This window comes from Microbacterium sp. Root61, assembly GCF_001427525.1.
GTDB lineage: Bacteria > Actinomycetota > Actinomycetes > Actinomycetales > Microbacteriaceae > Microbacterium.
In genome coordinates this window covers 3,150,620-3,175,237 of the sequence record NZ_LMGU01000001.1, presented here as the reverse complement: position 1 = coordinate 3,175,237, position 24,618 = coordinate 3,150,620, and the positions used below count along the sequence as shown (strand labels likewise).

General features: G+C 70.0%; 16 protein-coding genes. 6 read left to right on the top strand and 10 right to left on the bottom strand.

What is annotated here, in order from left to right; genetic code table 11:
- Nucleotides 1-46: 46 nt before the first annotated feature.
- On the top strand, nucleotides 47-667 hold the full coding sequence (locus ASD65_RS14900) for a TetR/AcrR family transcriptional regulator (RefSeq protein WP_056223812.1): 621 nt from the start codon (nucleotides 47-49) through the stop codon (nucleotides 665-667).
- Between the two features lie 12 nt (nucleotides 668-679).
- On the opposite strand, the gene ASD65_RS14895 is transcribed toward ASD65_RS14900, so the two are convergent.
- The gene (locus ASD65_RS14895; protein ID WP_056223811.1) at nucleotides 680-1,261 is read right to left on the bottom strand and encodes a TetR/AcrR family transcriptional regulator; all 582 of its coding nucleotides are present in this window, start codon (nucleotides 1,259-1,261) and stop codon (nucleotides 680-682) included.
- A 47-nt stretch (nucleotides 1,262-1,308) separates the two neighbouring features.
- Between ASD65_RS14895 and ASD65_RS14890 the strand changes: the two genes are divergently transcribed.
- Nucleotides 1,309-2,373, top strand: a complete 1,065-nt coding sequence (locus ASD65_RS14890) for an SDR family NAD(P)-dependent oxidoreductase (protein WP_056223810.1) — start codon at nucleotides 1,309-1,311, stop codon at nucleotides 2,371-2,373.
- A 54-nt stretch (nucleotides 2,374-2,427) separates the two neighbouring features.
- Here ASD65_RS14890 and ASD65_RS14885 read toward each other — a convergent pair whose 3' ends face one another.
- Nucleotides 2,428-3,990, bottom strand: coding sequence for an SLC13 family permease (locus ASD65_RS14885; RefSeq protein ID WP_056223809.1), 1,563 nt, complete (start codon nucleotides 3,988-3,990; stop codon nucleotides 2,428-2,430).
- 33 nt (nucleotides 3,991-4,023) lie between these two features.
- The gene (locus ASD65_RS14880; RefSeq protein WP_056223808.1) at nucleotides 4,024-5,376 is read right to left on the bottom strand and encodes an aminomethyltransferase family protein; all 1,353 of its coding nucleotides are present in this window, start codon (nucleotides 5,374-5,376) and stop codon (nucleotides 4,024-4,026) included.
- A gap of 134 nt (nucleotides 5,377-5,510) precedes the next feature.
- Here ASD65_RS14880 and ASD65_RS14875 point away from each other — a divergent pair, with 134 nt between their 5' ends.
- A complete protein-coding gene (locus ASD65_RS14875; RefSeq protein WP_056223807.1) occupies nucleotides 5,511-6,449 on the top strand; it encodes a LysR family transcriptional regulator in 939 nt (312 codons plus the stop codon).
- A gap of 36 nt (nucleotides 6,450-6,485) precedes the next feature.
- Here ASD65_RS14875 and ASD65_RS14870 read toward each other — a convergent pair whose 3' ends face one another.
- The gene (locus ASD65_RS14870; protein ID WP_056223806.1) at nucleotides 6,486-7,907 is read right to left on the bottom strand and encodes an MFS transporter; all 1,422 of its coding nucleotides are present in this window, start codon (nucleotides 7,905-7,907) and stop codon (nucleotides 6,486-6,488) included.
- Between the two features lie 196 nt (nucleotides 7,908-8,103).
- Between ASD65_RS14870 and ASD65_RS14865 the strand changes: the two genes are divergently transcribed.
- A complete protein-coding gene (locus tag ASD65_RS14865; protein ID WP_056223805.1) occupies nucleotides 8,104-9,726 on the top strand; it encodes an FAD-dependent oxidoreductase in 1,623 nt (540 codons plus the stop codon).
- Between the two features lies 1 nt (nucleotide 9,727).
- Here the strand turns inward: ASD65_RS14865 and ASD65_RS14860 are convergent, their stop codons facing one another.
- Nucleotides 9,728-10,609: a helix-turn-helix transcriptional regulator gene (locus ASD65_RS14860; RefSeq protein ID WP_056223804.1), complete on the bottom strand. Its 882-nt coding sequence runs from the start codon at nucleotides 10,607-10,609 to the stop codon at nucleotides 9,728-9,730.
- An 85-nt stretch (nucleotides 10,610-10,694) separates the two neighbouring features.
- On the opposite strand from ASD65_RS14860, the gene ASD65_RS14855 reads away from it, so the two are divergent.
- Entirely contained in the window at nucleotides 10,695-11,081 is a 387-nt protein-coding gene (locus tag ASD65_RS14855) for a DUF2255 family protein (protein WP_056223803.1), read from the top strand.
- 7 nt (nucleotides 11,082-11,088) lie between these two features.
- On the opposite strand, the gene ASD65_RS14850 is transcribed toward ASD65_RS14855, so the two are convergent.
- The 3 genes from ASD65_RS14850 to ASD65_RS14840 all read right to left on the bottom strand — a co-directional run bounded on the left by ASD65_RS14850 (nucleotide 11,089) and on the right by ASD65_RS14840 (nucleotide 20,430).
- Nucleotides 11,089-13,662 carry a LuxR C-terminal-related transcriptional regulator gene (locus ASD65_RS14850; protein WP_156378889.1) on the bottom strand — a complete coding sequence of 858 codons (2,574 nt, stop codon included), beginning with the start codon at nucleotides 13,660-13,662 and terminating at the stop codon, nucleotides 11,089-11,091.
- Nucleotides 13,663-13,809: 147 nt separating this feature from the next.
- On the bottom strand, nucleotides 13,810-19,542 hold the full coding sequence (locus tag ASD65_RS14845; RefSeq protein WP_056223801.1) for a DUF5979 domain-containing protein: 5,733 nt from the start codon (nucleotides 19,540-19,542) through the stop codon (nucleotides 13,810-13,812).
- Between the two features lie 324 nt (nucleotides 19,543-19,866).
- The gene (locus ASD65_RS14840) at nucleotides 19,867-20,430 is read right to left on the bottom strand and encodes a TetR/AcrR family transcriptional regulator (RefSeq protein ID WP_235566794.1); all 564 of its coding nucleotides are present in this window, start codon (nucleotides 20,428-20,430) and stop codon (nucleotides 19,867-19,869) included.
- A gap of 87 nt (nucleotides 20,431-20,517) precedes the next feature.
- On the opposite strand from ASD65_RS14840, the gene ASD65_RS14835 reads away from it, so the two are divergent.
- Nucleotides 20,518-21,963 (top strand): MFS transporter, encoded by a 1,446-nt coding sequence (locus ASD65_RS14835; protein ID WP_056223799.1) that lies wholly within the window; start codon nucleotides 20,518-20,520, stop codon nucleotides 21,961-21,963.
- A gap of 107 nt (nucleotides 21,964-22,070) precedes the next feature.
- Here ASD65_RS14835 and ASD65_RS14830 read toward each other — a convergent pair whose 3' ends face one another.
- The gene (locus ASD65_RS14830) at nucleotides 22,071-23,369 is read right to left on the bottom strand and encodes a formimidoylglutamate deiminase (protein ID WP_082561805.1); all 1,299 of its coding nucleotides are present in this window, start codon (nucleotides 23,367-23,369) and stop codon (nucleotides 22,071-22,073) included.
- Nucleotides 23,366-24,532, bottom strand: a complete 1,167-nt coding sequence (locus ASD65_RS14825) for an allantoate amidohydrolase (RefSeq protein ID WP_056225021.1) — start codon at nucleotides 24,530-24,532, stop codon at nucleotides 23,366-23,368. The genes ASD65_RS14830 and ASD65_RS14825 overlap by 4 nt, the downstream gene beginning before the upstream one ends.
- Between the last annotated feature and the right edge of the window lie 86 nt (nucleotides 24,533-24,618).

The following is a 24,618-nucleotide window of genomic DNA, read 5'->3' as shown; positions in this document are numbered from 1 at the left end:
AGACAAAACCTCCATGTGGAGGTTTTTGTCCGAGTAGGATGCCAGCATGACCGAAGAGCCCGACAGTCCCGCCTCCGCACGGGCGAAAGGCTCTTACGCGAAGGGACTCGCGCGCCGCCAGGAGATCCTCGATCGCGCCATCGAGGTGTTCGCGCGCCGCGGCGCCGAGCGCACCAGCCTGCGCTCGATCGCCGCAGAGATCGGGGTCTCCCACGCGGCACTGTCGCACTACTTCCACTCGCGCGAAGAACTCCTCGTCGAGGTCTACCTGGAGTCATCGCGGCAGCTCGATGCTCAGCATCCCGCTGCACCCGACTCCTCCGTCGTCGAGATCATGACCACCTCGGCCGCCCGCAACCGCGAGGTGCCGGGCCTCGTGCAGCTCTATTCGACGCTCGTGGCCACGGCACTGGAGGACGGACATCCGTACGCCACGGAGTTCGCCACGACCCGGTTCGCGCGGATCCGCGAAGAGCTGGCCGAGAATGTGCGGCGTAGGCAGGAAGCCGGACGGATGCGTCGCGACATGGATCCGGATGCCGTGGCAGCCCTGGTCATCGCCGCCTCCGACGGCCTGCAGACCCAGTGGCTGCTGGATCCTGACGCACCCCAGGAAGCGGGCCTCCGACTGCTGGAGCGACTGCTCCGTCCCGACGCCGCCGAATAGGACCGTCGGAGTTCAGGCCGCGGGCCGCCGCGCGGTGAGCGCGGCGTGGAAGATCGCGCGGCCGCGACGCGCAACATCGGGGCGCATGTCCGGATCACTGCGCGCGATCGCGGTCGCCAGCATCTCGGTCGCCAGCAGCACGTCTTCGGCCTCGACATCGGCGGACACGTGGCGCGCCGCGCGCTCCCGGTCCAGCAGCGCCACCACGACGTCACGATAGCGTCCGCCGAGGTGCTGCACGATCGGATTGTGCGGGTCTCCCGCGAGCAGATCGATGAACGCGGTGGAGACCATCGCCTGGTCCACGACCCGGTCGAGGAGGTCGTCGAGGGTACGCCCGTCGACTGCCGCGAAGAGCTCCAGCTCGCCGACGTTCTCGTCGAACACGGCGACGGCGAGCGCGGTGCGATCGGGGAAGTGGCGATACAGACTGCCCTGCCCGACACCGGCGCGCTTGGCGACCGCGCTGAACGGCGCATTGAGGCCCGCTTCGGCGTAGACCTCGCGCGCGGCGGCCATCAGGGCGCGCCGATTCTCCGGTCCCGCGGCGCGACCACGATTGGCCTTCGGTGCCCCTGCCTCACGTGGTTCCACGGGTGTATCCTATTACCGGACATACTTGTCCGGTAGAAGGGAACATCATGGCTACATCTGCACAGCCGCTCTCCGGCGACTCCTCCATCGCCACTTGGCTCGCCGACCCCGTGGGCAGCGCGATCCTCACCGACATGCTCGCCCAGGGCGGCCAGAGCCCCGACGTCTTCAAGCCCGTGAGTCGTCTCGCGATCAAGCGACTCGTGAAGATGAGCCGCGGCGCGTTCACACAGGAGATGCTCGACGACCTCGTCCGCCGTGCCGCCGCCGGTGACGTGCCGACCGGGTCCGCCCCCGTGGCCGAAGACACCGCCGCCGCCGAGAGCGCAGCCCCCGCCGTCGCCCTCCGCGAGTGGACCGAGCGCATCGACCAGGGCCGCTTCACCGGCCGGACCGTCATCGTGACCGGCGCCGGATCCGGCATCGGCCGCGCCACCGCCTCGCGCATCGTGCGCGAGGGCGGCCGCGTCATCGCCGTCGACGTCAGCCAGGAGCGCCTCGACGAGTTCGTCGCCGAGCACGCCGGTGCCGACATCGTGGCGATGGTGGCCGACATCACCGACGACGCTGCCATCACGCGCATCGTCGAGGCGGCCGACGGCACCATCGACGGCCTCGCCAACATCGCGGGGATCATGGACGACATGACGCCCGTGGGCGAGATGTCGGATGCCGTGTGGGAGCGCGTCTTCCGCGTGAACGTGGACGGCACCATGAAGCTGATGCGCGCCGTCATTCCCGTGATGATGGCCCAGGGCGGCGGATCGATCGTGAACACCGCCTCCGAGGCCGCACTGCGCGGTTCGGCGGCCGGTGCCGCCTACACGGCGTCCAAGCACGCCGTCGTGGGCCTGACCAAGAGCACCGCGTTCATGTACGGCCCCAGCGGCCTGCGCGTGAACGCCGTCGCCCCCGGCGCCACGATCACCAACATCGAGGCGAAGTTCGCCTCGCCCCTCGGCGCGGAGCGCGTGCAGCTGGCGATGGCGATCCTCCCGGGTGCGGCCGAGGCCGAGGCGCTGGCGGCATCCATCACCTTCCTGCTCAGCGACGACGGCGTGAACATCAACGGTGTCGTGCTCGCGAGCGACGGCGGCTGGTCCGCTGCCTGAGACCAGGCGCACGGGGAACGGCCGGGGCGGATGCCTCGGCCGTTCCCCGTTTCGTCAGAACGGCCAGATCAGCGGCACGTAGTAGACCGCGACGCCCAGGAACAGCAGTGCGAGCGGCAGCCCGAGCTTCCAGTAGTCGCCGAACCGGTACCCGCCCGGCTGCATCACCATCAGGTTGGCCGGCGTCGCGATCGGCGTGAAGAACGCCGCCGCCCCCGCGACGGTGAGCGCCATCATGAACGGCTGTACCGACAGACTCAGGGTGGCAGCCACCGAGAGCGCGATCGGTGCGATGATCAGCACGGTCGCGGTGTTGCTGATCAACTGACCGAGCAGCAGCGTGAGCACGCACAGCGCGAGCAGCACGACGTGCGGACCCGCACCGCCCACCGCGTCCAGCAGCCAGCCCGCGACGAGGTCGGCCGTGCCGGTGCGGATGAAGGCGGTCGACAGCGGGATCATCCCCGCGATGAGCACGACGGTGGTCCAGGAGATCGAGTGGTACGCCTGCGTGACACTCACAGTGCGCGTGAGCACGAGCGCGCACGCCGCCAGCAGCGCCGCGACGGCGGGCGGCACCAAGCCGGTGGCGAGGAGGATCACCATGGCCCCGAGGATGACGAGGGCGGCGACGGCCCGGCCGCCCAGCGGTGCGGAACGGCGCAGCTGCGCGGGGGAATCGACCGCCAGCAGCCCGGGCTTCTCCGCGTGACGGGCCAGGTCGTCCCACGACCCCTGCAGCAGCAGGGCATCGCCGGCCTGCAGCGTGACATCCTTCCCGCGCAGCTGCTCGTCGCCCCGGCGCGCGGCGAGCACGACGAGATCCCCCGTCGGGGTGGCCATCCCGGGGTAGACCTTCGTGCCGATCAGCGGCGAGCGCGGCGCGATGACGAACTCGGTGACCCCGTTCACGGCGCCCACCAGCATCCCGGTATCCAGGCTCAGCGAGTACTGCGAACGCAGCAGGCGCGTATGCCGGACGAGGTCGAGCGGCATCTCCCCGCCACTGCGGTTCGGCAGCAGGCGCCGCCCGAACAGCAGCAGGATGACGATGGTGCCGGCCAGCAGCGGAAGCCCGACGAGCGCGAACTCGAAGTAGCCGAACGCCCGACCGCCGGCTCCCTCGGCGAAGTCCGAGACGAGGATGTTGACCGGCGTGCCCGTGAGCAGGAGCAGCGAGCCGGCGTGCGCGGCGAACGCGAGCGGCATCAGCAGTTGGGACGATGGGATGCCGGCCCGTGCGGCCACCACCACCACCAGCGGGAGCAGCGCGGCGACCGCGCCGTTGATGCTGATCAGCGCGGTCGCCAGCGCCACCATCAGGCTGATCACGACCAGCAGCGTCTTGCGTCCCGTGCCCGCGCGACCGATCACCTTCTGCCCGGCCCAGGCGGTCACGCCGGTGGAGTCGAGCGACTCGCTGACCACGAACAGGGCCGCGATGAACAGCACCGTCGGGTCCCCGAAGCCCGCGAGCGCCTCGGGGAGCGTGAGCACCCCGGTGAAGAACAGCGCGAGTGAGACGCCGATCGCCACGATCCCGAGCGGAATGCGATTGCTCAGGAACGCGGCGATGGCGAGCACCAGGATGACGAGCGTGCTCACGATGGGGTCCACGCGGCCCAGCGTAACGACACCCGCGGGTGCGGATCAGGTGGTGCGGTAGTTCTCCCGGGCGAAGCGCGAGTACGGCGCCGGCTCGACCGTGGCACGGATGCGCACCTGGCGGTGGCGTTCCACGGCCGGCTTGTTGGAGTTGGGCTCCTCGCCCCAGATGACCTCGACCGCCGTGCCGGGTGCGGCGTGGGCGGTGGCGATGCTCGCGAGCGACACGAACGCCTGCTCGTTGGTGATGTAGCCCGCGTCGTGCGAGATGCCGACGTCCGCGCCGTCGATCAGCACGCGGTCGACCTGGTAGAGCCCGTAACGGGCCTTCGGGAAGTCGATGTACTTGGCCGGGAGGCCCGGCTGCATGAGCGATTCGATGGCGCTGGCCACGTCATCCGCGTTCCACACCAGCGTGACCTTCGTGCGGTCCTGCGCGGCCGCGTGGCGCTCGAGGGCCTCACGGCCGATGAAGTCGTGGTCGAATGCGACGCTGCGGCCGTAGCCGATGTCGTACGGGGTGACGTAGTAGTCGGTGATGTCGTCGGAGTGCAGGCTGCCGGCGAGCGAGCCGGCCCGCGCGACGGGCAGCCACTCGCGGTAGGCATCCGAGCCCTCGCCGGTGAAGATCGCCGGCAGCGGCGACGGCACCCACGCCGACTCGAGGTTGGCGGACGAGTAGGCCTTCGAGCCCACCAGCACCAGATCGAGGTCGGCGCCCGCCGCGATCAGGGCGCTGCGGACGCGCTCCCCCTCGGCCCACGGTCCGAACAGCTCGAAGCCGGGCTGACCGGCCATGCCGTGGCGGAGCGAGCGGACGGTGAGTCCGTCGATGGTGAACGTCGCCATGTGGAAGAACTTCGTCGGTGGCACGGGTGCCCCCGTGACCTTCTCCATGAGCGCGAGGGCGTTCGGGCCCTGCAGCTCGTAGCGGTACAGCTTCGGGTCGCCGGCGCGCACGATCGAGTTGCCGTCGCGCTCGAACGTCGCGTCGTAGTCGCCGGTCTCGAGGTGGAACTGCACCCAGTCGATCACCATGGGGTGGCCGACGAGGTCGAAGGACTCCTCGGCGAGGTAGAAGAGGATCGCGTCGCCGATCAGGTAGCCGTCGGAGTTGACCGCGATGAACTGCTTGGCGTTGTCGACCTGGAAGTTCGCGAAGCTGTTCACGCCCACGTCGCTGAGCAGCTTGAGGGCGTCCGGTCCGGTGAGGAACAGGTCTGTCATGTGGTGCGACTGGTCCAGCAGCGCGACCGAGCTGCGCCAGGACTGCTGCTCGGAGCGCCAGTTGCTGAACTCCGGCGTCACCGGGAAGACGGTCGGGAGGGCGGGTGCGTTGCGCAGCAGCTGCACGGCACTGCCGACGCGCTCGATCGCGGCGGCGAGGGACTCGGTCATGGGAACTCCTTCGTTCAGGATGCCGCGGCATCCGCGATCATCTCGATCCCAGGCTACGTATCCGCAAGAGCCTCCGGCATAATTGCTGCTTATAGTTCGCACACGCGCGCTAAGCCGACCGAAGGCGGAATCGGATGGACCTCAACCTGCTGCGCACGTTCGTGGCCGTGTACGAGACGCGCAGCCTCACCGCGGCCGCCGCGCGGCTCTACGTCACGCAGCCGGCGACGAGCCAGGCGGTCGCCCGGCTGCGGCAGGCGTTCGACGATCCGCTGTTCGAGCGGTCCGGGCGGCTCATGGTGCCCACTCCCCTCGCCGAGAGCCTGTTCCCCGCGTTCCGCGATGCCCTGCAGAAGATCGATCGCACCATCGGCTCGGTGCACGGGTTCGACCCCGCGGCATCCGATCGGCACTTCCGCATCGCACTGTCCGAGCTCGGTGAGGTGGGCTACTTCCCGGAGCTGCTGCAGGCCGTGCGGCGGGTCGCACCGCACGTTCGGATCGAGGCCGTCCCGCTCGACACGCGCGCCCTGCCGGAGTGGCTCGCGAAGGGCACGATCGACCTCGCCGTCACCTCGTCCCCGGTCGCGGGCGAGTTCGAGAGCGTCAAGCTGAAGTCCCAGGGCTACGCCGTACTGATGTCGGAGCGCCACCCCCTGGCGGCCAAGGGGATCGACCTCGCATCGTATGTCGCGGCATCCCACGTCACCGTCAGCGGCGACTCCGGACGCCCGAACCTGCAGGCTGCCCTGGCGCGGCTGGGCGTGACGATCGATGCCCCGGTGACAGTCACCCACTTCGCGTCGCTGCCGCCGCTCCTGGCCGGCACGACGGACCTCATCGCGACGGTGCCCGACACCATCGCCTCGGCGTGGGCGACGTCCTGGCCGCTCGCCGTCCGCGACCTGCCGTTCGCGGTCGCGGGCGTCGAGGTCTCGCTGTTCAAGCGCGCGACGACCCAGCACGTGGCTGCACTGGACTGGATCTTCGACACCGTCCAGCGGGCGGTGCACGGGTCGCCGGGCGATTTCAGCGCCATCCGCGCCGATGCCCGGCGCTCGCGCAACGGCTGAGCGCCGGGCCCCGGCGGTCGGGCGCCGGAGACGGAATCAGGCGTGCGCGAGCACCGGCTGCGAGCTGTCGGGCAGCAGCACCGACTTGTCGCCGCGGATGAGACCGATCGCGATACCGGAGGCGACGACCATGCCGATCGCGGCGACGACGAAGGTGGCGCCGTAGCCGTCCGCGAGTGCGGCGAGGTCTGTCGGTGAGGCCTCGCCCACCGCGGAGATGTACACCGCCGTGAACACCGAGAGTCCGATCGAGCCGCCGATCTGCATCGCCGAGTTGGCGGTGGCGGATGCCGCACCCGCGTCGTGCGGGGCGACACCGGCGAGGGCGAGGTTCTGCAGCGGGACGAAGATCATCGCCATGCCGACGCCCATCACGATCAGACCGGGCAGCACCTGAACGGCGTAAGAGCCATCGGCGGTGATGCGGCTCAGGTAGAGCAAGGCGACCGAGACGAAGAGCGGGCCCGCGATCAGCAGCGGGCGCGGCCCGATCCGGGGCAGCAGCTTCGTCGCGAACGGAGCGACGATCATGATGGCAGCGGTCAGCGGGAGGCTCGCGAGTCCCGACATGAGCGCCGACATCTGCATCACGATCTGCAGATGCAGCGTGAGGTACAGCGTCGCGCCGATCATCACGCTGCCGGCGACGGCCTGGATCAGGAAGGCTCCACCGCGCACCTTGTCGGCGACGATCCGGAGGGGCAGCAGAGGCTGGGCGACGCGGGACTCGATCCAGACGAACAGCGCCAGAAGGATCACTCCCAGGACCAGGAAGCCGACGGTGTCGAGCCGACCCCATCCTGCTTCGGCGAGGCTGAACCCGTAGACCAGCGACCCCAGGCCGAGGATCACGACGACCGCGCCGACGAGGTCGTACTTGTTGTCGCCCTCCGCCTTGCTCTCGGTGAGGAACAGGAGCGCGCCGATAACACCGACGATCACGAAGAAGACGTTGACGAGCAGGCACCACCTCCAGTCGGCGAACTCGGTGAGCACGCCGCCGAGCAGCAGGCCGACTGCAGCGCCCGCACCGGCGATGGTGCCGAAGACGGCGAACGCCGTGTTGCGGTCCCGACCGGACGGGAAGGTGACCGTGAGCAGTGCGAGCGCCGCGGGTGCGAGCATCGCGGCGAACGCGCCCTGCAGACCGCGCGCGATGATGAGCTCGATACCGTTCTGCGCGAGCCCGCCGTAGACGGACGCGAGACCGAACCCGATCATCCCGACCATGAACGTGCGCTTGCGACCCCAGTAGTCCGCGATCCGGCCGCCGAGGAGCAGGAGCGCGCCGAACGCGAGCGCGTAGGCCGTGATGACCCATTGCCGCTGGCCGTCGGTGAGGCCGAGGTCGGCCTGCGCCTGCGGCAGTGCGATGTTGACGATCGTGCCGTCGAGCACGACCACCAGTTGGGTCAGCGAGAGGACGAACAGGGCCCACCAGCGAGTGCGGGAAGACATGGCTGTAGACATGAAGAAACCTCCGGGTTCTTTTGACGGATGCCGGAGGTTTCGAGCCTCGGATCGCCACGCGCGGGGCGTGCGACCACCTCGACCGACGTGGTCGAGCAGGGTTCCAGTCTATCGGGCGTCGAACGCCATCGTCGCGCCGGCCACCCCCATCGACCCCGCGACCGTGCGTGACTAGCCTCGGATCATGACGGCAGATCTGGTGCAGATGCCCCTCCTCACGGACGCGCAGTGGACGCGGCTCACCGCGTTCGGCACGCCGCAGGATGTCGCGGTCGGCGACTACGTGTTCCGCTCCGGGGATGCCGACTACGACCTGATCCTGATCGAGACCGGTGCGGTCGAGGTCGTCCGCGACTCGCTGGGATGGTTCGACGAAGCCGTGCTCGCGCACATGGGTCCGCGGTCGTTCGTCGGCGAGCTCGGTCTCCTCAACGGGCAGGGCGCCTTCCTCTCGGCGCGCGTGACGGAAGCGGGGCGCATGCTCCGCGTCACACGGCAGGAGCTGCGGCGCTTGATGTCCGAGGACGACGAACTGTGCGATGTGATCCTGCGTGCACTGTGGGCGCGCCGCGAGAGCCTGCGCCACGGTCCGGCCGCCTACACCCTCAAGTTCGTCGGTCCTGCCTCCTCCAGTCAGTTCCTCGCGTTACGGCGATTCGCCGAACGACTCGACCTGGTGCACACCGCTGTCGAAATGAACTCCGGCGACCTCGGCACGCTGTCCGGGCACGGCATCACCCAGGACGACCTGCCCGTCGCGTTCATCCAAGGGGAGCCGCTGCTCCGGGCGACTCCCGGGCTCGTGGCCGAGCGTCTCGGCCTCAGCTATCAGGCGCACGCCGATGAAGTCGTCGATCTGGTCGTGATCGGCGGAGGGCCCGCGGGGCTCGCCGCCGCCATCTACGGCGCCTCGGAAGGGCTGAGCACCGTACTGCTGGACGCCGTGGCTCCGGGTGGACAGGCAGCCGCGACATCCCGCATCGAGAATTTCCTCGGCTTTCCCTTCGGCGTCAGCGGCAGCGACCTCATCGGCCAGGCGTCGCTGCAGGCGCTCAAGTTCGGCGTGCGCGTGTACGCCCCGTGCGAGGCGGTCGCCCTGACCCCGGTGGGCCGCGAGTTGGACGTCACGCTCAGCGATGGTCGCCTCATTCGCACCCGCACCGCGATCGTGACCGCCGGCGCGGCCTATCGGAGACTCGACCTGGATCGCTGGACGGAATTCGAGCGTGCCGGCATCTACTACGCCGCAACCCAGCTCGAGCTCCGACAGGTGCGCGAGTCGCCGGTCGTGGTGGTCGGCGGTGCGAACTCCGCCGGGCAGGCGGCGCTGTATCTCGCGGCCAACGGCTGCCCGGTGCGGCTTGTGGTCCGCGGCGATGATCTCGGCGGGAGGATGTCGTCGTACCTGGTCGATCGGCTTCATGAGGATCCGCGGGTCGAAGTGCACACCGGGTCGCGCGTCGTGGGACTCGAGGGCGGCAGCGCGCTCGAGCGTGTGCGGATCGACAGCGTCGGCGAGGTCGACGCCCGAGGGTTGTTCTGCTTCATCGGCGCCGAACCCGCGACCACGTGGCTGGCGTCGCTCGATCGCGACGAGGAGGGCTTCCTGCGCACGGGCACCGATGTCGCTGTGCAGACGCTCGACCAATGGCAGGCGCTCGGACGCGAGCCGCTGCCGTTCGAGACCTCCACCCCGCGCGTCTTCGCCGCCGGCGATGTCCGGCGCGGGTCGATGAAACGTGTCGCCGCTGCCGTGGGCGAAGGCTCCAGCGCCGTGGCATCCGTCCACCGCGCTCTGGCCGGCTGAGTCAGTCGCCCGCCGGCTGCGGGGCGGGGTCGGGAACGGGCGCCTGGCTCGCGACCCAGCTGGCCAGCAGACGGAGGGCGTCCTCCGAGGCGGAGCCGGGTTCGGCGGTATAGGTCGAGAGCGCGAGCCCCGGATCGGCGGGCAGGTCGAAGGCCTCGTATGTCAGCTCGAGGTCACCCACGATCGGATGGTGGAGGCGTTTGACGCCGGTGCGGTGGTAGCGGACGTTGTGCGCCGCCCACAGCGTCCGGAACCGCTCGCTGCGCGTGGACAGCTCGCCGACGAGGTCGGTGAGGCGCTTGTCGTAGGGGTTGCGGCCCGCTTCTCCGCGCAGCGTCGCGGCGAGCTCCTGCGTGACCCGGTCCCAATCGGGGTAGAACTCCTGCGCGGCCGGGTTCAGGAACGCGAATCGCGCACTGTTCGGGTGCGGATCCGAGAAGGTCGGGGCGTACAGCGCCCGCCCGAGCGGGTTGGCGCCGACGTAGTCGAAGTAGTTGTTGCGCACGAGCGCCGGCGCATCCGTCATGGCGTTGAGCAGGCGCAGGATGCTGGGACGAAGCCCGTCGGCACGCTTCGGCCGTCGACGCGCGACCGGTGAGGCGTTGGCTTCACGGGCGAGGTCGAACAGGTGCGCCGTCTCGGCATCATCCAGCTGCAGCGCCCGCGCGAGTCCGTCCAGCACGGACTCGGACACTCCGCTCAGATTGCCGCGTTCGAGGCGCGTGTAGTAGTCGACGCTGACGCCGGCCAGCAGCGCCACCTCTTCACGGCGGAGACCGGCGACACGGCGGTTCCCGCCGTAGGCCGGCAGCCCGGCCCGGTCGGGGGTGATGCGCGCGCGACGGGTGGAGAGGAAGTCGCGCACCTCGCTCGAGTTGTCCATGCTTCGACCGTACGCCCCGCGCCGCGGGCCAGGGAGGTACTGCCGGTACCTGGTCGCCGGGCGCGCCGGTCCGTAGTGTCGTGGCATGACCGAATGGACCCCGCAGGACCTCGACCGCATCGGCCGCGCCGAAGAGCTCGAGATCGCATCGCGCCGCCCCGACGGCACGTTGCGGCCTTTCATCACGATCTGGGTGGTGCGGGTGGGCGACGACGTCTACGTCCGCTCCGCGCACGGCGGCACGAACCCGTGGTTCCGTCGCGCGATCGCGAGCGGCGAAGGCCGCATCAGCGCCGGGGGCATCGAGCGGGACGTCGCGTTCGAGGTGATCGACGCGCAGGATGCGGCCACCCACGCGGCACTCGACGCCGCCTATCACGCGAAGTACGACCGCTACGGAGCACCGGTCGTGGATCCCGTCACCGACGCGCTTTCGGCGACGGCGACCATCCGGCTGCTCCCGCAGGACTGAGTCCGGGTCAGAGCAGCTCGCGCGCGACCGCCTCGGCGATGGCCTCCCGGCGGGACCTCACGCCGAGCTTGCGATAGACGCTGCCCAGCTGGCTCTTGACCGTGTGCAGCGAGACGTGGAGCCGCTCGCTGACCGCGCTGAGCGGTTCTCCCCCCGAGGCGGCGCGCAGCACCACGAGCTCACGCTCGGTCAATCCGCCGCCGTCGCTAGTGACATCTCCCACCGGTGCGACGGTCAGGTCCGCCGGCCAGGAGAATGCCGGCGCCTGTGCCACGATGCGCGCGATCATGACGTCCCGGTCGGCGGGCGGCAGCGACAGCAGCGGGAGGCGCATTCCGGTCGCCAGCAGGAGCTGGACAGCGGCATCCGAGTCCCGTTGCGCGGGAGTCCCGAGCCCGAGTCGTGTCGCAGCGGCGGCCCGCCCCAGGTACAGCTGGGCGCGGAGCCGCGGCGACAATCGACCGGGGCGATCGAGGGTGCGCAGCAGGCCGAGGGCGGCGTGCGGATCATCCGCGACGAGCGCGACGCGGGCGCGCGCCAGCAGGGTCACGGGCGTGCGCCCGTGGGCGGTGAGCAGCCTGTCGGCGGCGCGGCCTCGGCCGAGCATCGCCAGCACGTCGCCCTGCACGGCATCCAGTTCGGCCCGCTCGTGTCGGCCGATCAGAGCACGCCGCGGCGTGGCCTCGTGCAGCCGTCGCTCCGCCCGCTCCGCCTCGCCGACAGCCAGATCGATGCCCGTGCGCAATCGCACGATCGTGGGCCAGTGCTCGATGTTGTCGTAGTGCGCGTCGAGCGCGGCGAGGTGCGCGTCGGCCGCCGCGAACTCGAACTCCTCCATCGCCAGCACCGCCCGCGCGACGCGGTACTGCGCCGCGTTGTAGCTCTCGGTCCACCCCGTCGGCCACGGGATCGTGCGCGCGTCCGCAAGCAGCGACCGCGCATGGTCGAGCTCGCCCGACTGTGCCCGGATCGCGGCGGCGACCGTCAGTACCGAGACCTGCGGCATCCCCGTCGCATCGATGGAGGCCAGCACCTCGAGCGCCTTCTCCGTGCGTCCGGCGACGCCGAACGTGACCGCGTTGTGCTTGCGCGCCAGCACGACCGTGCGGCGCAGATCGTCGAATGCAGTATCCGTCGCCAGCGTCGAGTAGAGGTCTTCCGAGCGATCCGCCGCGCGCACGGCCGCGTCGACACGGCCGGTCACCCGCAGCGCCGCGTTCTCGAGCGCCGACAGCAGCATCTGCTCGGAGGGCGCCGCGCCGTCGCGCTGTGCGCGGGAGCCCTCGACCGAGAGCGTGAAGAACTGCGCCGCGCGGACCCGATTGACGCCGGTCGAGTGGTAAGCGAGGGCGACGAGCATGCTCAGCAGCGGCCACCGCCGCAGCTCGGTCATCGGGACGGCGGTCACCAGAGCGATGACGCGACTGTGGTGCAGCGCCACGAGGTCCGGCCAGTGCTGCAGCGCCACCGAGCTCGCCAGCGCGAGGTCGTCGGCCTCCAGCGCGCTCTCCAGCGCGGCCAGCGCGTCTCCTTCGGCCAGCGCCCACCGGGCGGCGACGACGCGGAGCGCCCGCCCGAGCTCCGGGGTGTCCGCCAGGCGAGCGCGGAAGACCTCGCGCACGGCCGTGGTCAGCTGGAATCGGGTGCCGGATTCGTTCCACACCCCGAACCCGGCGAGTTCGAGGCGGTCGAAGGATGCGGAGTGGTCGCCGCCGGGGACCAGCAGCTCCGCCAGCGCGGGGGTCAGCTCGTCGACGACCGATACGCGCACCGCCCACTCCCGCACCGCCTCCGGCAGGCCGCTCTCGGTGACGAGCTCGTCGAGCAGATGGAGCGCGATGACGTGCGGGTCGCGCTCCGCCCCGGGCGCGGCGGCTGCCTCCACCAGCGCGAGCAGGATCGCCCGGGTCAGCATGGGCGAGCCCCCGGCGCCGCGGTGGATCTCGCGCGCCCCCGTGCGCGAGAGTCCCGCGGTGACGGTCGCCGCCTCGGTCTCGGACTCTGTGAAGCGCAGCACCGCCGGCGTGATGACCGCGACGTCCACCCGCACGCGGACGGGGGCCGATTCGAGTCGGGTCCGCACGCGCGAAGCGACCACGATGCGCAGATGAGCGGATGCCGCGGCCATCGCCGCGAGGTCGTCGAAGACGGCGGCATCCGCGATCCGCTCACCGTCATCGACGATCAGGATGAGCGGCAGGGTGAGGCGTTCGACGGCATCCCTCAGCAGCGACCGCACATCGCCGGACTCCTCCAGCGCCGCTCGCACGGTCTCCAGCGCCTCGATCGCCGCGGGCTCAAGGTACGGCTCCTCGGCCAGGCGCAGGAACACCGCTCGCCAGAACGCCGGCCGGGATGCCGTGGAGCCGACCACGCGGATCCACACCGGCGCCGGCTGACGTGCGGCCCACTGGGTCAGCAGCGAGGTCTTGCCGCTGCCGCTCGCCCCGCGCAGCACGGTCACGGGCGCGCCCCGGTCGAGCACCTGTTCGAGGCGCGGACGCGGGATCAGGTGCGCCATCACCCGCGGTGACGTCGTGCCTCGCGCCGACGCTCCAGGCGGCGCGGTGGTATCACTCACGACGAAACCCCCCGGTCACAGCGCCGCAGGGTGGCATCGGCCCCCGCGAATGCGGCCCCCTGCTCGGCATCCCCAGGCTAGCCCACCCGCCGAGGCGACCGGTCGGGGTGAGCGTCGGAGATCCGACGCTCACCCCGCATTCCGCAACTAGCTGCGACGTGTCCGGCGACCGAGGTAGAGCACCAGCGCACCGGCGAGCAACAGCACGCCTGCGGCACCCAGCACCAGCCACGGCAGCGATCCGCCTGTGGCCGGGAGGTCCGGGCGGACACCCGCGGCGAAGTCGTTGACGATCTCCCCCTGCGCGATCTCCGCGTCGGTCGTGTCGACCACCAGCTCGAGCGGATTGTCGGCCGTGTGGCTCGAGCGGGCTCCGCCGGTCTCGGTCTCCCACACGAGGCAGCGCGCGGTGTGCGCGAGCTGCTCGAGGCGGAGCGCCCCGTTGACCGAGATGACGCCGGTGCCCTCGACGAGCCATCCGGTCTCGTCGTTCGGGATCTCGCAGCGGTACGCCACCGGGAATTCGGTCGCATCCAGCGCGAGAGAATCCGGGTTCGTGCCGATCCTCTTGTCGACGACGACCTCGCCGTACTCGAAGGTGTTCGTCGCCGTGATGGTGAGGGCCTGGATCTCGTCCGGGTCACCCGCCGTCACGATCGTCGCGGTGTCGTAGCTGTCGTGATCGATCTCCCAGGAGGTCGCGAGGCCGGTGCCGGTCTCCTCTGCGAAGCAGTGCGTGCCGACCGGCAGCAGCACCGGCTCGCCGGAGACCGGGTGCAGCACCGGAATCGTGTCACCGGCGCGGACCACAACGGTTCCACCGAAGACGGTGGTCAGCTCATCATCCGCGTCCGGGCGCTGGCACGTCACGAGCAGCTCGTACTCGGCGTCGGTCGCGTAGTCCTCGCCCGCCGCGGGGCCGTCGAGGACCTTGGCGACCTCCAGAGAACCGGCCGAGAACGCGTTCGTGAAGCCGGCGACGACCGTGTTCGCGTCGGCGTTCTCGGTGATCACGACCTGCACGGGTGCGGGCGTGGCGTCGGCCCCACCGTTGTCCGTCTCGGTCACGAGGCACTCCGCGCCGATCGGCAACGGGGTGATCGGGTCCGACCGCAGCGTCGACGTGCCGTCGGCGGTGAGCGTCACCGAACCGGTGTAGACATCGTCACGGCCGTCGAACGAGCAGCTCACCGAGAAGTCGAACTCTGTTCCGGTGGCCAGGTTCGCACCGGTTCCGACGAGTTCCTTGCCGATGACGAGCGATCCCGCGACGAACGTGTTGGTCACGGTGAATCCGGTACTCGCGGCGCCGACCTGAAGCTGCGCCGGGCTGACGACCACATGGGTCGCGCTGCCCTGGGCGGTCTCCCGGGCGGAGCACGTGCTGCCGACCGGAACCTGGACGTTCTTCGTGCCGGGTTCGGTCAGCGTCACCGTGAACGGCGACCCGGTGACCGGCGTGCCCTCGAACGTGCAGGACAGCTCGACCGTGTACGGGCCGTCGGCGAAGTCGGCCGCGCCGCCGTCGACGACCTTGGTCACGGGCACGGAGGCCAGCGGGAAGTCGTTCGTCAGCGCGGCGGTCCGCACCGACGCGGGGTCGGGCTCGCCGGTGCCGAAGTGCGCGACGATCGGGTCGAGCGTGATCGGATCGGCTTCCGGGTGGGATGCCACAGCCCCGTGCGCATCCGTCTCCCACACGTCGCAGACGGCGTTGGAGGGGATGCCGGACACGGTCGTCGGCGTGCCGACCGCGACTGCGCCGGTCCCGTCGCGGACGACCTCGATGGTGCCGTTGACGTCCATGCTGCAGGAGTACGCGAAGCCGTACTCGAGGCCGTCGAGCGGGAGGCCGCCGGGGTTGCTCGTGATCGTCTTGGTGACCTGGAACGCTCCGAAACTGAGTCCGACGCCGACCTTGATCGGCTCGAGCGGCGCGAGCGGCCGCACGGTCCCGTTGCTGCGGATCGTCTCGGCACCGCGCGCGATCGAGTTCCACGCGATAGTGGGATCCGAGACCCGCTTCACGTCGGCGGGGCTCGCCATCTGGAACGCGATGTCGAAGCCCTGGCCGGGCTTGAGGCGTGCGCCCTGGGGGAAATCGACCGAGGTCTGGAATCCGCTGGCTCCCGCGGCATCCGCTGTCCAGTCGTCCACGTCGCAGACGGCCGGCGTGCGCATGTCGAGGTCCGCCGTGCACAGGGTCTTGCCGTGGCTGAACCCGGTGGTGACGGTGGCCGTGCCGGGCACGTCGACCGCCGGAACGCCGATGAGGGTCGGCGCGCTGTTCCACTCGGTGCCGCGCTTCTGGTCGGACAGGATCGCGGTGTCGCCGTGCACGGGGAAACGGTCGGCGATGACGACGCGCGACGCGTCCTCGGTACCGGCGTTGATCGTGCGCAGCACGTAGGAGAAGTTCTCACCCGGGTGGACGAGGGCGATGCACGGGGTCGCCGTGTAGCTCACGCCACCGCGCACCATGACGGGGCAGGAGACGTCGCCCGTCGGGATGTTCTCCTTGGTGGTGGCGTTGTACCAGCCGAGCTCCGGCGTTCCGGCGACCCACTTGCGGGTGTCGAAGGCCGCTCCGGCGCTGACGGACAATTGCGCCGTGTCGGTGCACACCACGCCGGGACCGAACGGTCCGTCGGTGGAGGTGCTGCCCGGCCGCTTGCACGTGAACTGTGTGGGCGGAACCACGGTGGAACCGGCAGCCATCGTGTTGGTCAGCTTCTGCCCGGCCGTGACGCCGGGTTCGAGGGCGACCTGGATCTCGATCGTGAACCGCGCGCCGGGGGCGAACAGCCAGTCGGAGCCGAAGTCCCAGCTGAGCCCGCTGACCCGCTCGCCGTCGCGGGCGACCGTGAACTCCGGCACGGGGATCGCCTTGGCTCCGGACGGGATCGTCGCGTCCACGATCTTGTAGGGCTGAACGACGCCGCCGACCGTGTCACCGGCGAAGTCCTCGACGAACGCCATCCCGGCCGGGATCAGGTCGCGCACCGTCAGGCCCGGGATGTTGCCGGTGCCGGTGTTGGTGACCTTGAGGAAGAAGCTCGTCTTCGCACCGGGGGTCAGAGTGGTGTCGGGCGTCTTGTCGACGTCGAGCTGAGTGGTACCCGTGACGAGTTCGAGGGTCGCATCGACCTCGGCGATCTCGGCCAGGGTGCCCGGCGCCTGCAGGCGCGTCTCGTACCCGGCGGTCGCCGTGTTGGTCAGAACGCCGAGCTTCGCGACGTCGCCGCTCTTGCGCAGCGCCTCGCGCGGGCTGATCGTGTACGAGATCACGCCCTTGCACGCGTCGTTGCCGATGGCGCACGGGGTGATCACGTAGCCGTCGTTGGCGGAGGACGTGCTCGAGAAGGTGGCACGGATGCCGACCACCTCGTCCGCGTCGACTCCCGAGGGAAGCGGGTACGAGCCTGCCGAGGCAAGTGGCCCGGTGGTGTGCCACGTCGAGCCCACGAGGTAGTCGAAGGTCACGCGGTTCGCACCGGCCGGGAAGGTGACCTTGGCGACCTTGATGAAGTCGACGGCGTCGAAGAAGTCCGCGTCGGCGTCGGTGATCTGCAGCCGCTTCGCACTCAGGTTGCCCGTATTGGACACCATCAGCGAGACATCCGCCTTCTGTGCCGGGAGCCCGGGAACGAACACCGGGAGGAGACCCGGAGAGATCATCTTGTTCAGGTTCACGTCGGCGGACTGCGGGCCGGTCACGATCTCCGGCGAGCAGGACGGATCGCCCGGCACATAGCCGGCCGTCGACGACGACGTCACGAAGCAGTTGGCGATGACCGCATCATCCGGAATGCCGGCGCGGCGCTCGGTGACGAGGGTCAGGGTGAAGCCCTGCGTCGGCGCGAGGCTGCCCTGCGCGACCGCGCGGACACCGGTGGCACGCTCCAGCAGCGCAGCGTTGCCCGCAGCGTACGGCACCCACTTCGCGGCGGTCGGGTCGTACACCTGGATGTCGGCATCGGGACTGCCCTGCCGGGTGATGCCGGCCGAGACCAGGCGCAGGCTCGCGAACGGGTTGCCGGCCGAGACGGGGGCATCCACCGCGTTGACGCGCGGATCGGTGATCGACGGGGTGACCAGGTCGAGGTTGCCGTTGTTGACGACCTTCAGGGTGAAGACGATCGGCTGGCCCTCGGGGATGCTGTTCTGCGACACCGTCTTCGTGCCGCCGGTGGTCTGTCGCGGGCTTTCCACGGGCAGTGTCGCGCACGCCTGGCCGACGGCGACGCCGGTGCCGTCGGTGCGTCCCGCCGAGCCGGCGGTCGCGGCGCAGTTGAAGACGCCGGGACTGGTGCCGCCGGGGAGATCCGCGTCGGTGACCTTGTCGTTGAGCGTGCCGTGAACACCGAGTCCCGCGGTCGCACCCTCGATGATCGCCGCTCCGTTGCCCGTGTACTTGACCGACACCTTGGTCAGCGCACTGCTGACCTGGAGGTCGGCGATGGCGAGGTCTGTTCCACCGGCTCGCGGGTCGTAGTCGACGGTGCGTACCTCGCCGTTCGCGAACGTATAGGTCACTTGCGCGTTGGAGGATCCGACGGGGAAGGTCAGGCGGATCTTGCTCACGTCGACGAAGGAGAATTCCTGACCGGCCACGGTCGTGTCGGGCTCGGTGATCGTCAGCTCGCTGACCGGGAACGGCGACTTGTTCTGCACGGAGACGGTCGCGCTGACCGGGGAGTGCTCCCCGATCACGGCGTATTCGCCGGTGTTCCTCGTGAAGTTGCCGTCGCGGTCGGCGAAGAAGCTCTTCTTGGACTCGAGCACGAGCGTGTCGGGCAGGATCTGGTGCACCGAACAGGCCGCGGCACCCTGCACGGGCGCACCGGTGGCTTCCGCAGCCACCGGGACCGCACAGTTGTCGACCGGGATCTTCGCGGTCGGTGCGATCGGGGCGCCGGTGGAGCGAAGGGTGTCGCGCAGCTCGAGCGTGAGGGTGGCAGCGCCGCCATCGGCGTCGTACGGCAGGATCTTGTCATCGACATCCGTGAAGTCGATGCGGATGCCGGTGGCGAAGGCCAGATCGACGCCCGGTGCACCGGGGAACGTGCCCGCAGCGCTCAGCGTGGACACCGACATCCAGTTGCCGCCGATCTTCGCCTGCAGCACGGCCTTGTTCGCGCCCTTCGGGAAGGTGGTGACGCTGACCGACGTGGCGTCGAAGTGCTCGTACGTGGCGGCGGTGTCGTCGACGACACTCAAGGTCGTGACGGCGGCGCTCGACGATGAGCCGTTGCGGACGCCGAGCTTCACCTCGACCACGTTGTTCGTGCCGGCGACGCTCGTGCCCTCGGTCCAGCTCTTGGTCGCGATCGGCGTGACCGCCTTGGGGACCTCGACGACGATGATGTCGTCGTCGGTCACGGTCGCAGCGTTGCTGCCGGAGAGCTCGGCGACGTTGGTGATCTTGTCGCCCGAGAGCATCGGGGTGTTCGCCGGCAGACGCCCGGCGACCTCGAAGACCTCCTGGCTTCCGGCGGGCAGGCCGACACCGGCCGGATTGTCTGTCTTCTTGTGGAACGAGATCGTCAGCGTGCGGGTCGCTTCGACGAACTCCACGGTGCGGTCGGGCGTCGACTGCGGCAGGGCCGTGATGTCGATGCCTTCAGGCAGCACATCGGTGAGCACGACATCGGTGCAGTCGACTTCGATGTTCGAGCACGACGCCGTCAGTTCGTAGACGAAGTCCGCCCCGGGCTTCAGGGTCTGCCCGCCCAGGTTGTCGGACTTCGAGACAGCGAGCGTCGACTGCGGCACCTCAACAGCAGGTGCCGGCAACGCGCCCGCGGTCACCATCGCGGCCACGAGCGTGGCCCCCGTCACCGCTGCAACAGCGCGGTAGAGCGTCCCGAACTTCAGCATGAGCGTCCCCCCTATCGGACACGCCCGCGAACCACAGCACGCGGCATGGCCGGCGCGCGGGCGATGTCCCCCCAAACACAGGGTTCCGACGCTAGTGATGAGGACGCAGCCTCCGCGGCGCATCGCGCGCACCCCTCAGACCCCCTCCGACACGGGCCCTCGGTCCGCGGTGGCAGCCCGGAGTTCCGCGTGATCTCGGTCGTGAGATGGGCCAGCGATGCATTTCAGGGATGCTGTGATCTAGCTCCGGAGATCGCCGATCAGCGACCCGCGTTTCATCCGCGGATTTCATCCTTTCGCCTCTCCACCGGGCCGGGAGGGGAGTCAGGCGCCGAGTCGACCGAAGATCCTGTCGACCACATCGCGGAATGAAGTGGCCGGATCGGCGATCCATTCGCTCCAGCTCAGGTCGAAGGCCGCCATCCCCGTGGCGGCGAGCACCCGGGCGCCGAGGGCGTCATCCATTCGCTCACCGATCGCCTTGCCCAGCCTCTCGACCTTTTCGAGGCGCGACTCGGCGAGCTTGGCGCGGAGGCTCGGCTCGGCGTTGATGACTTCCAGTCGAGAAAGCTGACGTGCGGGATCATCCTCGACCCGCAGGACCGTGGGCTCCACGGCAACCCGCACGAGCGCCCAACCAGACCGCGGATCACCCGAAGGAAGCGCGCGGATCACCTCCGCGTAGTCGATGCTCGAGAACTCGACCGCGAGGATGACGGCGTCCTCTTTGGTCCCGAGGTGACGGAAGAACGTCGCTCGCGAGATCCCGACGGCATGCGCCGCCTGTTCCACGGTCACGTTGTGGAACCCGTGCTCGGCGAAGACGGCGAGCACGGCCTCCGCCAATTCGGCTCGGAACGCCTCACGGGCTCGGCCCCGAACATCCATGGTCACTCCGCCAGTCTAGAATATGAGACTGAGTCGCATCTTCGATACTCTGCTCCAAGCAATGCGCGACACTCCGAGGAACCACATATGACACCTGACACGAACAGATCGAAGCTGACGAAACAGCCGCGCCCCGGAGCAGTGATCGCCGTGCTCGCCTTCGCCGGCATGGGGGCGTCTTTCATGCAGACGATCCTGATCCCCATCCAGGCGGAGCTTCCCGATTTGCTCGGGGCGGCCCGTGAAGAGACCGCGTGGGTGATCACGATCACCCTGCTCGTCTCGGCGATCTGCACCCCGATCTCGGGGAAGCTCGGCGACATGTACGGCAAGCGGCGCATCGCTCTGGTACTTCTCAGTCTCCTCGTAGCCGGATCCGTAATCGCTGCCCTGTCCACGTCGGTCGGCCCGCTCATCGTGGGACGCGGACTGCAGGGCACCGGCATGGGAGTCATCCCGCTGGGCATCTCGATCCTGCGCGACGTGCTCCACAAGGACCGGCTCGGATCCGCGATCGCGCTGGTGAGTGCCACTCTCGGCGTGGGCGGGGCGATCGGGCTGCCCATCAGCGCGTTCATCACCGAGAACTACGACTGGCACGTGCTGTTCTGGGTCGCGGCGGGCATCGGTGTCGTCAGCATTCTGCTCTACATCTGGATCGTCCCGCCCAGCACGCTGCGCACGGGCGGCGCGTTCGACTTCCTGGGTGCCATGGGTCTCGCCGTGGGACTCGTCGGGGTGCTATTGGGCGTCTCGCGCGGAAACGACTGGGGTTGGCTCTCCGCGCCCACGCTCATCAGCCTGATCGGCGGAATCGTCGTCCTGCTCGTGTGGGGCGTGTACCAGCTGCGGCGGAACAACCCGCTCGTCGATCTGCGCGTGAGCGCGCGCGGACCGGTGCTGATGACCAACCTCGCCTCGATCGCCATGGGATTCGCCCTGTTCTCCTCGAGCATCGTCTTCCCGCAGTTGCTCGTGCTCCCCACCGAGACGGGTGGCCTCGGACTCTCGCTACTGAGCGCGAGCTTCGTCCTCATGCCTTCCGGACTCGCGATGCTCGCGATGTCGCCCGTGGCAGGTCGCCTCCAGCGTCGATCCGGACCGAAGCCCCTTCTCGTCGCGGGAGCGATCATCATCGCCGCCGCCTACTGCGTCGCCGTCTTCGTCGACCTCGAGGTCACTCACGTGCTCCTCATCAATCTCGTCATCGGCGTCGGCATCGGACTCGGCTACGCTGCGATGCCCGCTCTCATCATGGGGGCCGTGCCGTCGACCGAGACGGGCGCCGCGAACGGGCTCAACACCCTCATGCGCGCTCTCGGCACGAGCTTCGCCGCCGCGATCATCGCCGCCATCCTCGCCCAATCGGCGGTCACCATCGGCGGCGTCTCGGTGCCGAGCGCGACCGGCTTCCACCTCGCCCTGGTGTTCGGACTCGTGGCCGCTGCCGTCTGCGCGGCAGTCGCCGCATTCATCCCCCGACCGCGAACGATTCCCGAGGAGCACGTGTCGCTGCCGGAGAGCGCCCTGTAACCAACCCGTACCGCGGACTCAGCGGGTGCGGGCTGAGGTCCCGCGCCCGCCGTGCGCGAACTCAGGCTGACCGATCGGCCATTTCGCGCCGGCCCGCGGAACGCCCGTCAGCCGACTGCCGCAAGCGCGGTGCGCAGCAGAGCCGCCGGGTCATCACCGTTCGCGAGCCGGCCGTTCTCGGCGACGACCCGCCCACCGACGACGACGCGCGTCACATCCGACGCCGTGGCGGTCAGCGGCACCTGACGGGGGTCCGACCCGATCGTGCGCACCGAGTCGAGGTCTACCTCGATGAGGTCGCACGGGCCACCGGGCTGCAGCGGCGGCCCGGCCCATCCCAGCGATCGATAACCACCGGCCGTGCCGGCCTGCACCAGCTCCTGCGGGCTGAACCTGCCGCGGCGCTGGGACGCGAGCCTCTCGTGCATCTCGAGGCCGCGCATCTCCAGGAACGGGTCGATGACCGCGTTCTGGTCCGATCCGAGGGCGAGCACCGCACCGGCATCCCGCAGGCGTCGCGCCGGACCGATGCCGTCTCCGAGGTCCGCCTCCGTCGTCGGGCACATCACGATCGAGGCTGCCGCCGCGCCGAGCAGACGGATGTCGTCGTCGGTGAGGTGAGTAGCGTGCACCGCACTCGACCTGGCCGACAGCGCGCCCGCGTCAGCGAGCACGCGCGTGGGCGTACGCCCGTAGGCGGCGAGCGCATCGACGTTCTCGCGCGGCTGCTCGGACACATGGATATGCAGCGGCACGTCGACCGGCAGCCCCGCGACGATCGTCTCGATCTGCTCCGGGGGCACCGCCCGCACCGAGTGGATCGCGGCGCCGAGTGACGGCATCCGCTCGCGCAGCGCATGCCAGCGTTCCAGATACCCCTCCGCCGTTCCGTCGCCGAAGCGCCGCTGCGCCGCAGACAGCTCGAGACCGATCCCGCCCTGCAGATACGCCGTGTCCAGCAGGCGCAGACGGATGCCGGTGTCCGCCGCCGCCGCATGCACCGCCTGCTCCATCTCGAACGGATACGGGCGTCCGTCGGGGCGGTGGTGAACGTAGTGGAACTCGCCGACCGCGGTGAACCCGGCCACGAGCATCTCGGCGAAGACGGAGCGGGCGAGGTCGTAGTAGGTCTCCGGAGTCAGCGCGCCGGCGACGTCGTACATCTTGTCGCGCCACTGCCAGAAGTCGCCACCGTCGGCGTGCGTGCGCCCGCGCAGGGCGCGATGGAAGGCGTGCGAGTGGGCGTTGGCGGCACCGGGCAGCACAGCGCCCAGTCGCAGGTCGCCGTCGGCCGGATCGACACCCTCGTGCAGCGAGGCCACGGATCCGTCGGCGTCGATGGTGAGGCGGACGCGGTGGCGCAGCATCCCGTCGTCACCGATCAGCTGCGCGCACCAGATGCTCACAGCAGCTCCCGCAGCACCGTCTCGAGCGCGTCGATGCCGGCGAGGCAGTCGGCGAGCTCGGCCGACTCCTCGGGGGCGTGCGAGATCCCGGTCGGGTTGCGCACGAAGACCATGGCCGTCGGGACGAGGCTGGAGAGGATGCCCGCGTCGTGTCCAGCCCCGGTCGGCAGGAGCGGGACATCCCCCAGGGCGGTCGCCAGCCGGGCCGCGAGGGCGGGGTCGAAGTCGACGCGGGGCGTCCAGGAGTCCTCGACGAACTCGGTCGCGCCCACGCGGTGGGCGATGTCGGCCACGAGCTCGCGCGTCTGGGTGTCGGACTCGGCACGGGCGTCGAGGGTCAGCGTGACCGAGGAGGCGATCACGTTGGTGCCGCCGGGCACCGCCTGGATGCGCCCGACCGTTGCGCGGGAGCCGTCGGAGCGCCAGGCGGCCTCGCGGATCTCCAGCACAGCGCGCGCCGCGGTGACCATGGGGTCGTCGCGGTCGGCCATGAGCGTGGCGCCGGCATGGTTGCCCTGCCCGCGGAAGGTCAGGGTCCAACGCCCGTGGGCCAGGATGCTGGAGGCGACCGCCGTCGGGCTGCCGAGCTCGATCAGCCCACGACCCTGCTCGATGTGGAGTTCGACGAAGACGCCGATGCGCGCCAGCGCCTCGGGATCGTGGCCGAGGTGGTCGGTGGAGAACCCGACGCGGGCGGCGGCCTCGGCGAACGTGGTGCCGTCGGCATCGCGCAGGCTCCGCACGCGGTCGGGGTCGAGCGTGCCGGCCATGAGCCCGGAGCCGAGACAGGCGACGCCGAAGCGCGACCCCTCCTCCTCGGCGAACGCGACGACGGCGAGCGATCGGGTCGGACGGAATCCGGCCTGCTTCAGCTTCGACACGGCCTCCAGTGCGCTGACCACACCGAGCGGACCGTCGAACGCGCCGCCGCCGGGCACGCTGTCGAGATGGCTGCCGGTGACGACCGCGCCGTCCTGCGGGGCGCCCCACCAGGCCCAGATGTTGCCGTTGCGGTCGTGCTCGACATCCAGCCCGAGCGCGGCCGCGCGGGCGGTGAACCACTCGCGCATCTCGAGGTCGGCGGGCTGCCACAGGTGCCGCGAGAAGCCGCCGCGGATCGTGTCGGCACCGACGGTCTCGAGGTCGGCCAGGTCGGTCAGCATGCTCACACGCTCATTCCACTGCAGGGCTCGCCCGGGATCCAGCGCCCCCGCGCGGTCGGTGTCTGGGATACCAGATCGCGGTCGAA

What these genes read in the sequence shown, in the direction of transcription:
- ASD65_RS14900 (WP_056223812.1), top strand. Translation starts at nt 47, where the DNA reads ATGACCGAAGAGCCCGACAGTCCCGCCTCCGCACGGGCGAAAGGCTCT.
- ASD65_RS14890 (WP_056223810.1), top strand. Translation starts at nt 1,309, where the DNA reads ATGGCTACATCTGCACAGCCGCTCTCCGGCGACTCCTCCATCGCCACT.
- ASD65_RS14880 (WP_056223808.1), bottom strand. Translation starts at nt 5,376, where the DNA reads ATGACCGAGTCCCTCGCCGCCGCGATCGAGCGCGTCGGCAGTGCCGTG.
- ASD65_RS14875 (WP_056223807.1), top strand. Translation starts at nt 5,511, where the DNA reads ATGGACCTCAACCTGCTGCGCACGTTCGTGGCCGTGTACGAGACGCGC.
- ASD65_RS14870 (WP_056223806.1), bottom strand. Translation starts at nt 7,907, where the DNA reads ATGTCTTCCCGCACTCGCTGGTGGGCCCTGTTCGTCCTCTCGCTGACC.
- ASD65_RS14865 (WP_056223805.1), top strand. Translation starts at nt 8,104, where the DNA reads ATGACGGCAGATCTGGTGCAGATGCCCCTCCTCACGGACGCGCAGTGG.
- ASD65_RS14860 (WP_056223804.1), bottom strand. Translation starts at nt 10,609, where the DNA reads ATGGACAACTCGAGCGAGGTGCGCGACTTCCTCTCCACCCGTCGCGCG.
- ASD65_RS14855 (WP_056223803.1), top strand. Translation starts at nt 10,695, where the DNA reads ATGACCGAATGGACCCCGCAGGACCTCGACCGCATCGGCCGCGCCGAA.
- ASD65_RS14845 (WP_056223801.1), bottom strand. Translation starts at nt 19,542, where the DNA reads ATGCTGAAGTTCGGGACGCTCTACCGCGCTGTTGCAGCGGTGACGGGG.
- ASD65_RS14840 (WP_235566794.1), bottom strand. Translation starts at nt 20,430, where the DNA reads ATGGATGTTCGGGGCCGAGCCCGTGAGGCGTTCCGAGCCGAATTGGCG.
- ASD65_RS14835 (WP_056223799.1), top strand. Translation starts at nt 20,518, where the DNA reads ATGACACCTGACACGAACAGATCGAAGCTGACGAAACAGCCGCGCCCC.
- ASD65_RS14825 (WP_056225021.1), bottom strand. Translation starts at nt 24,532, where the DNA reads ATGCTGACCGACCTGGCCGACCTCGAGACCGTCGGTGCCGACACGATC.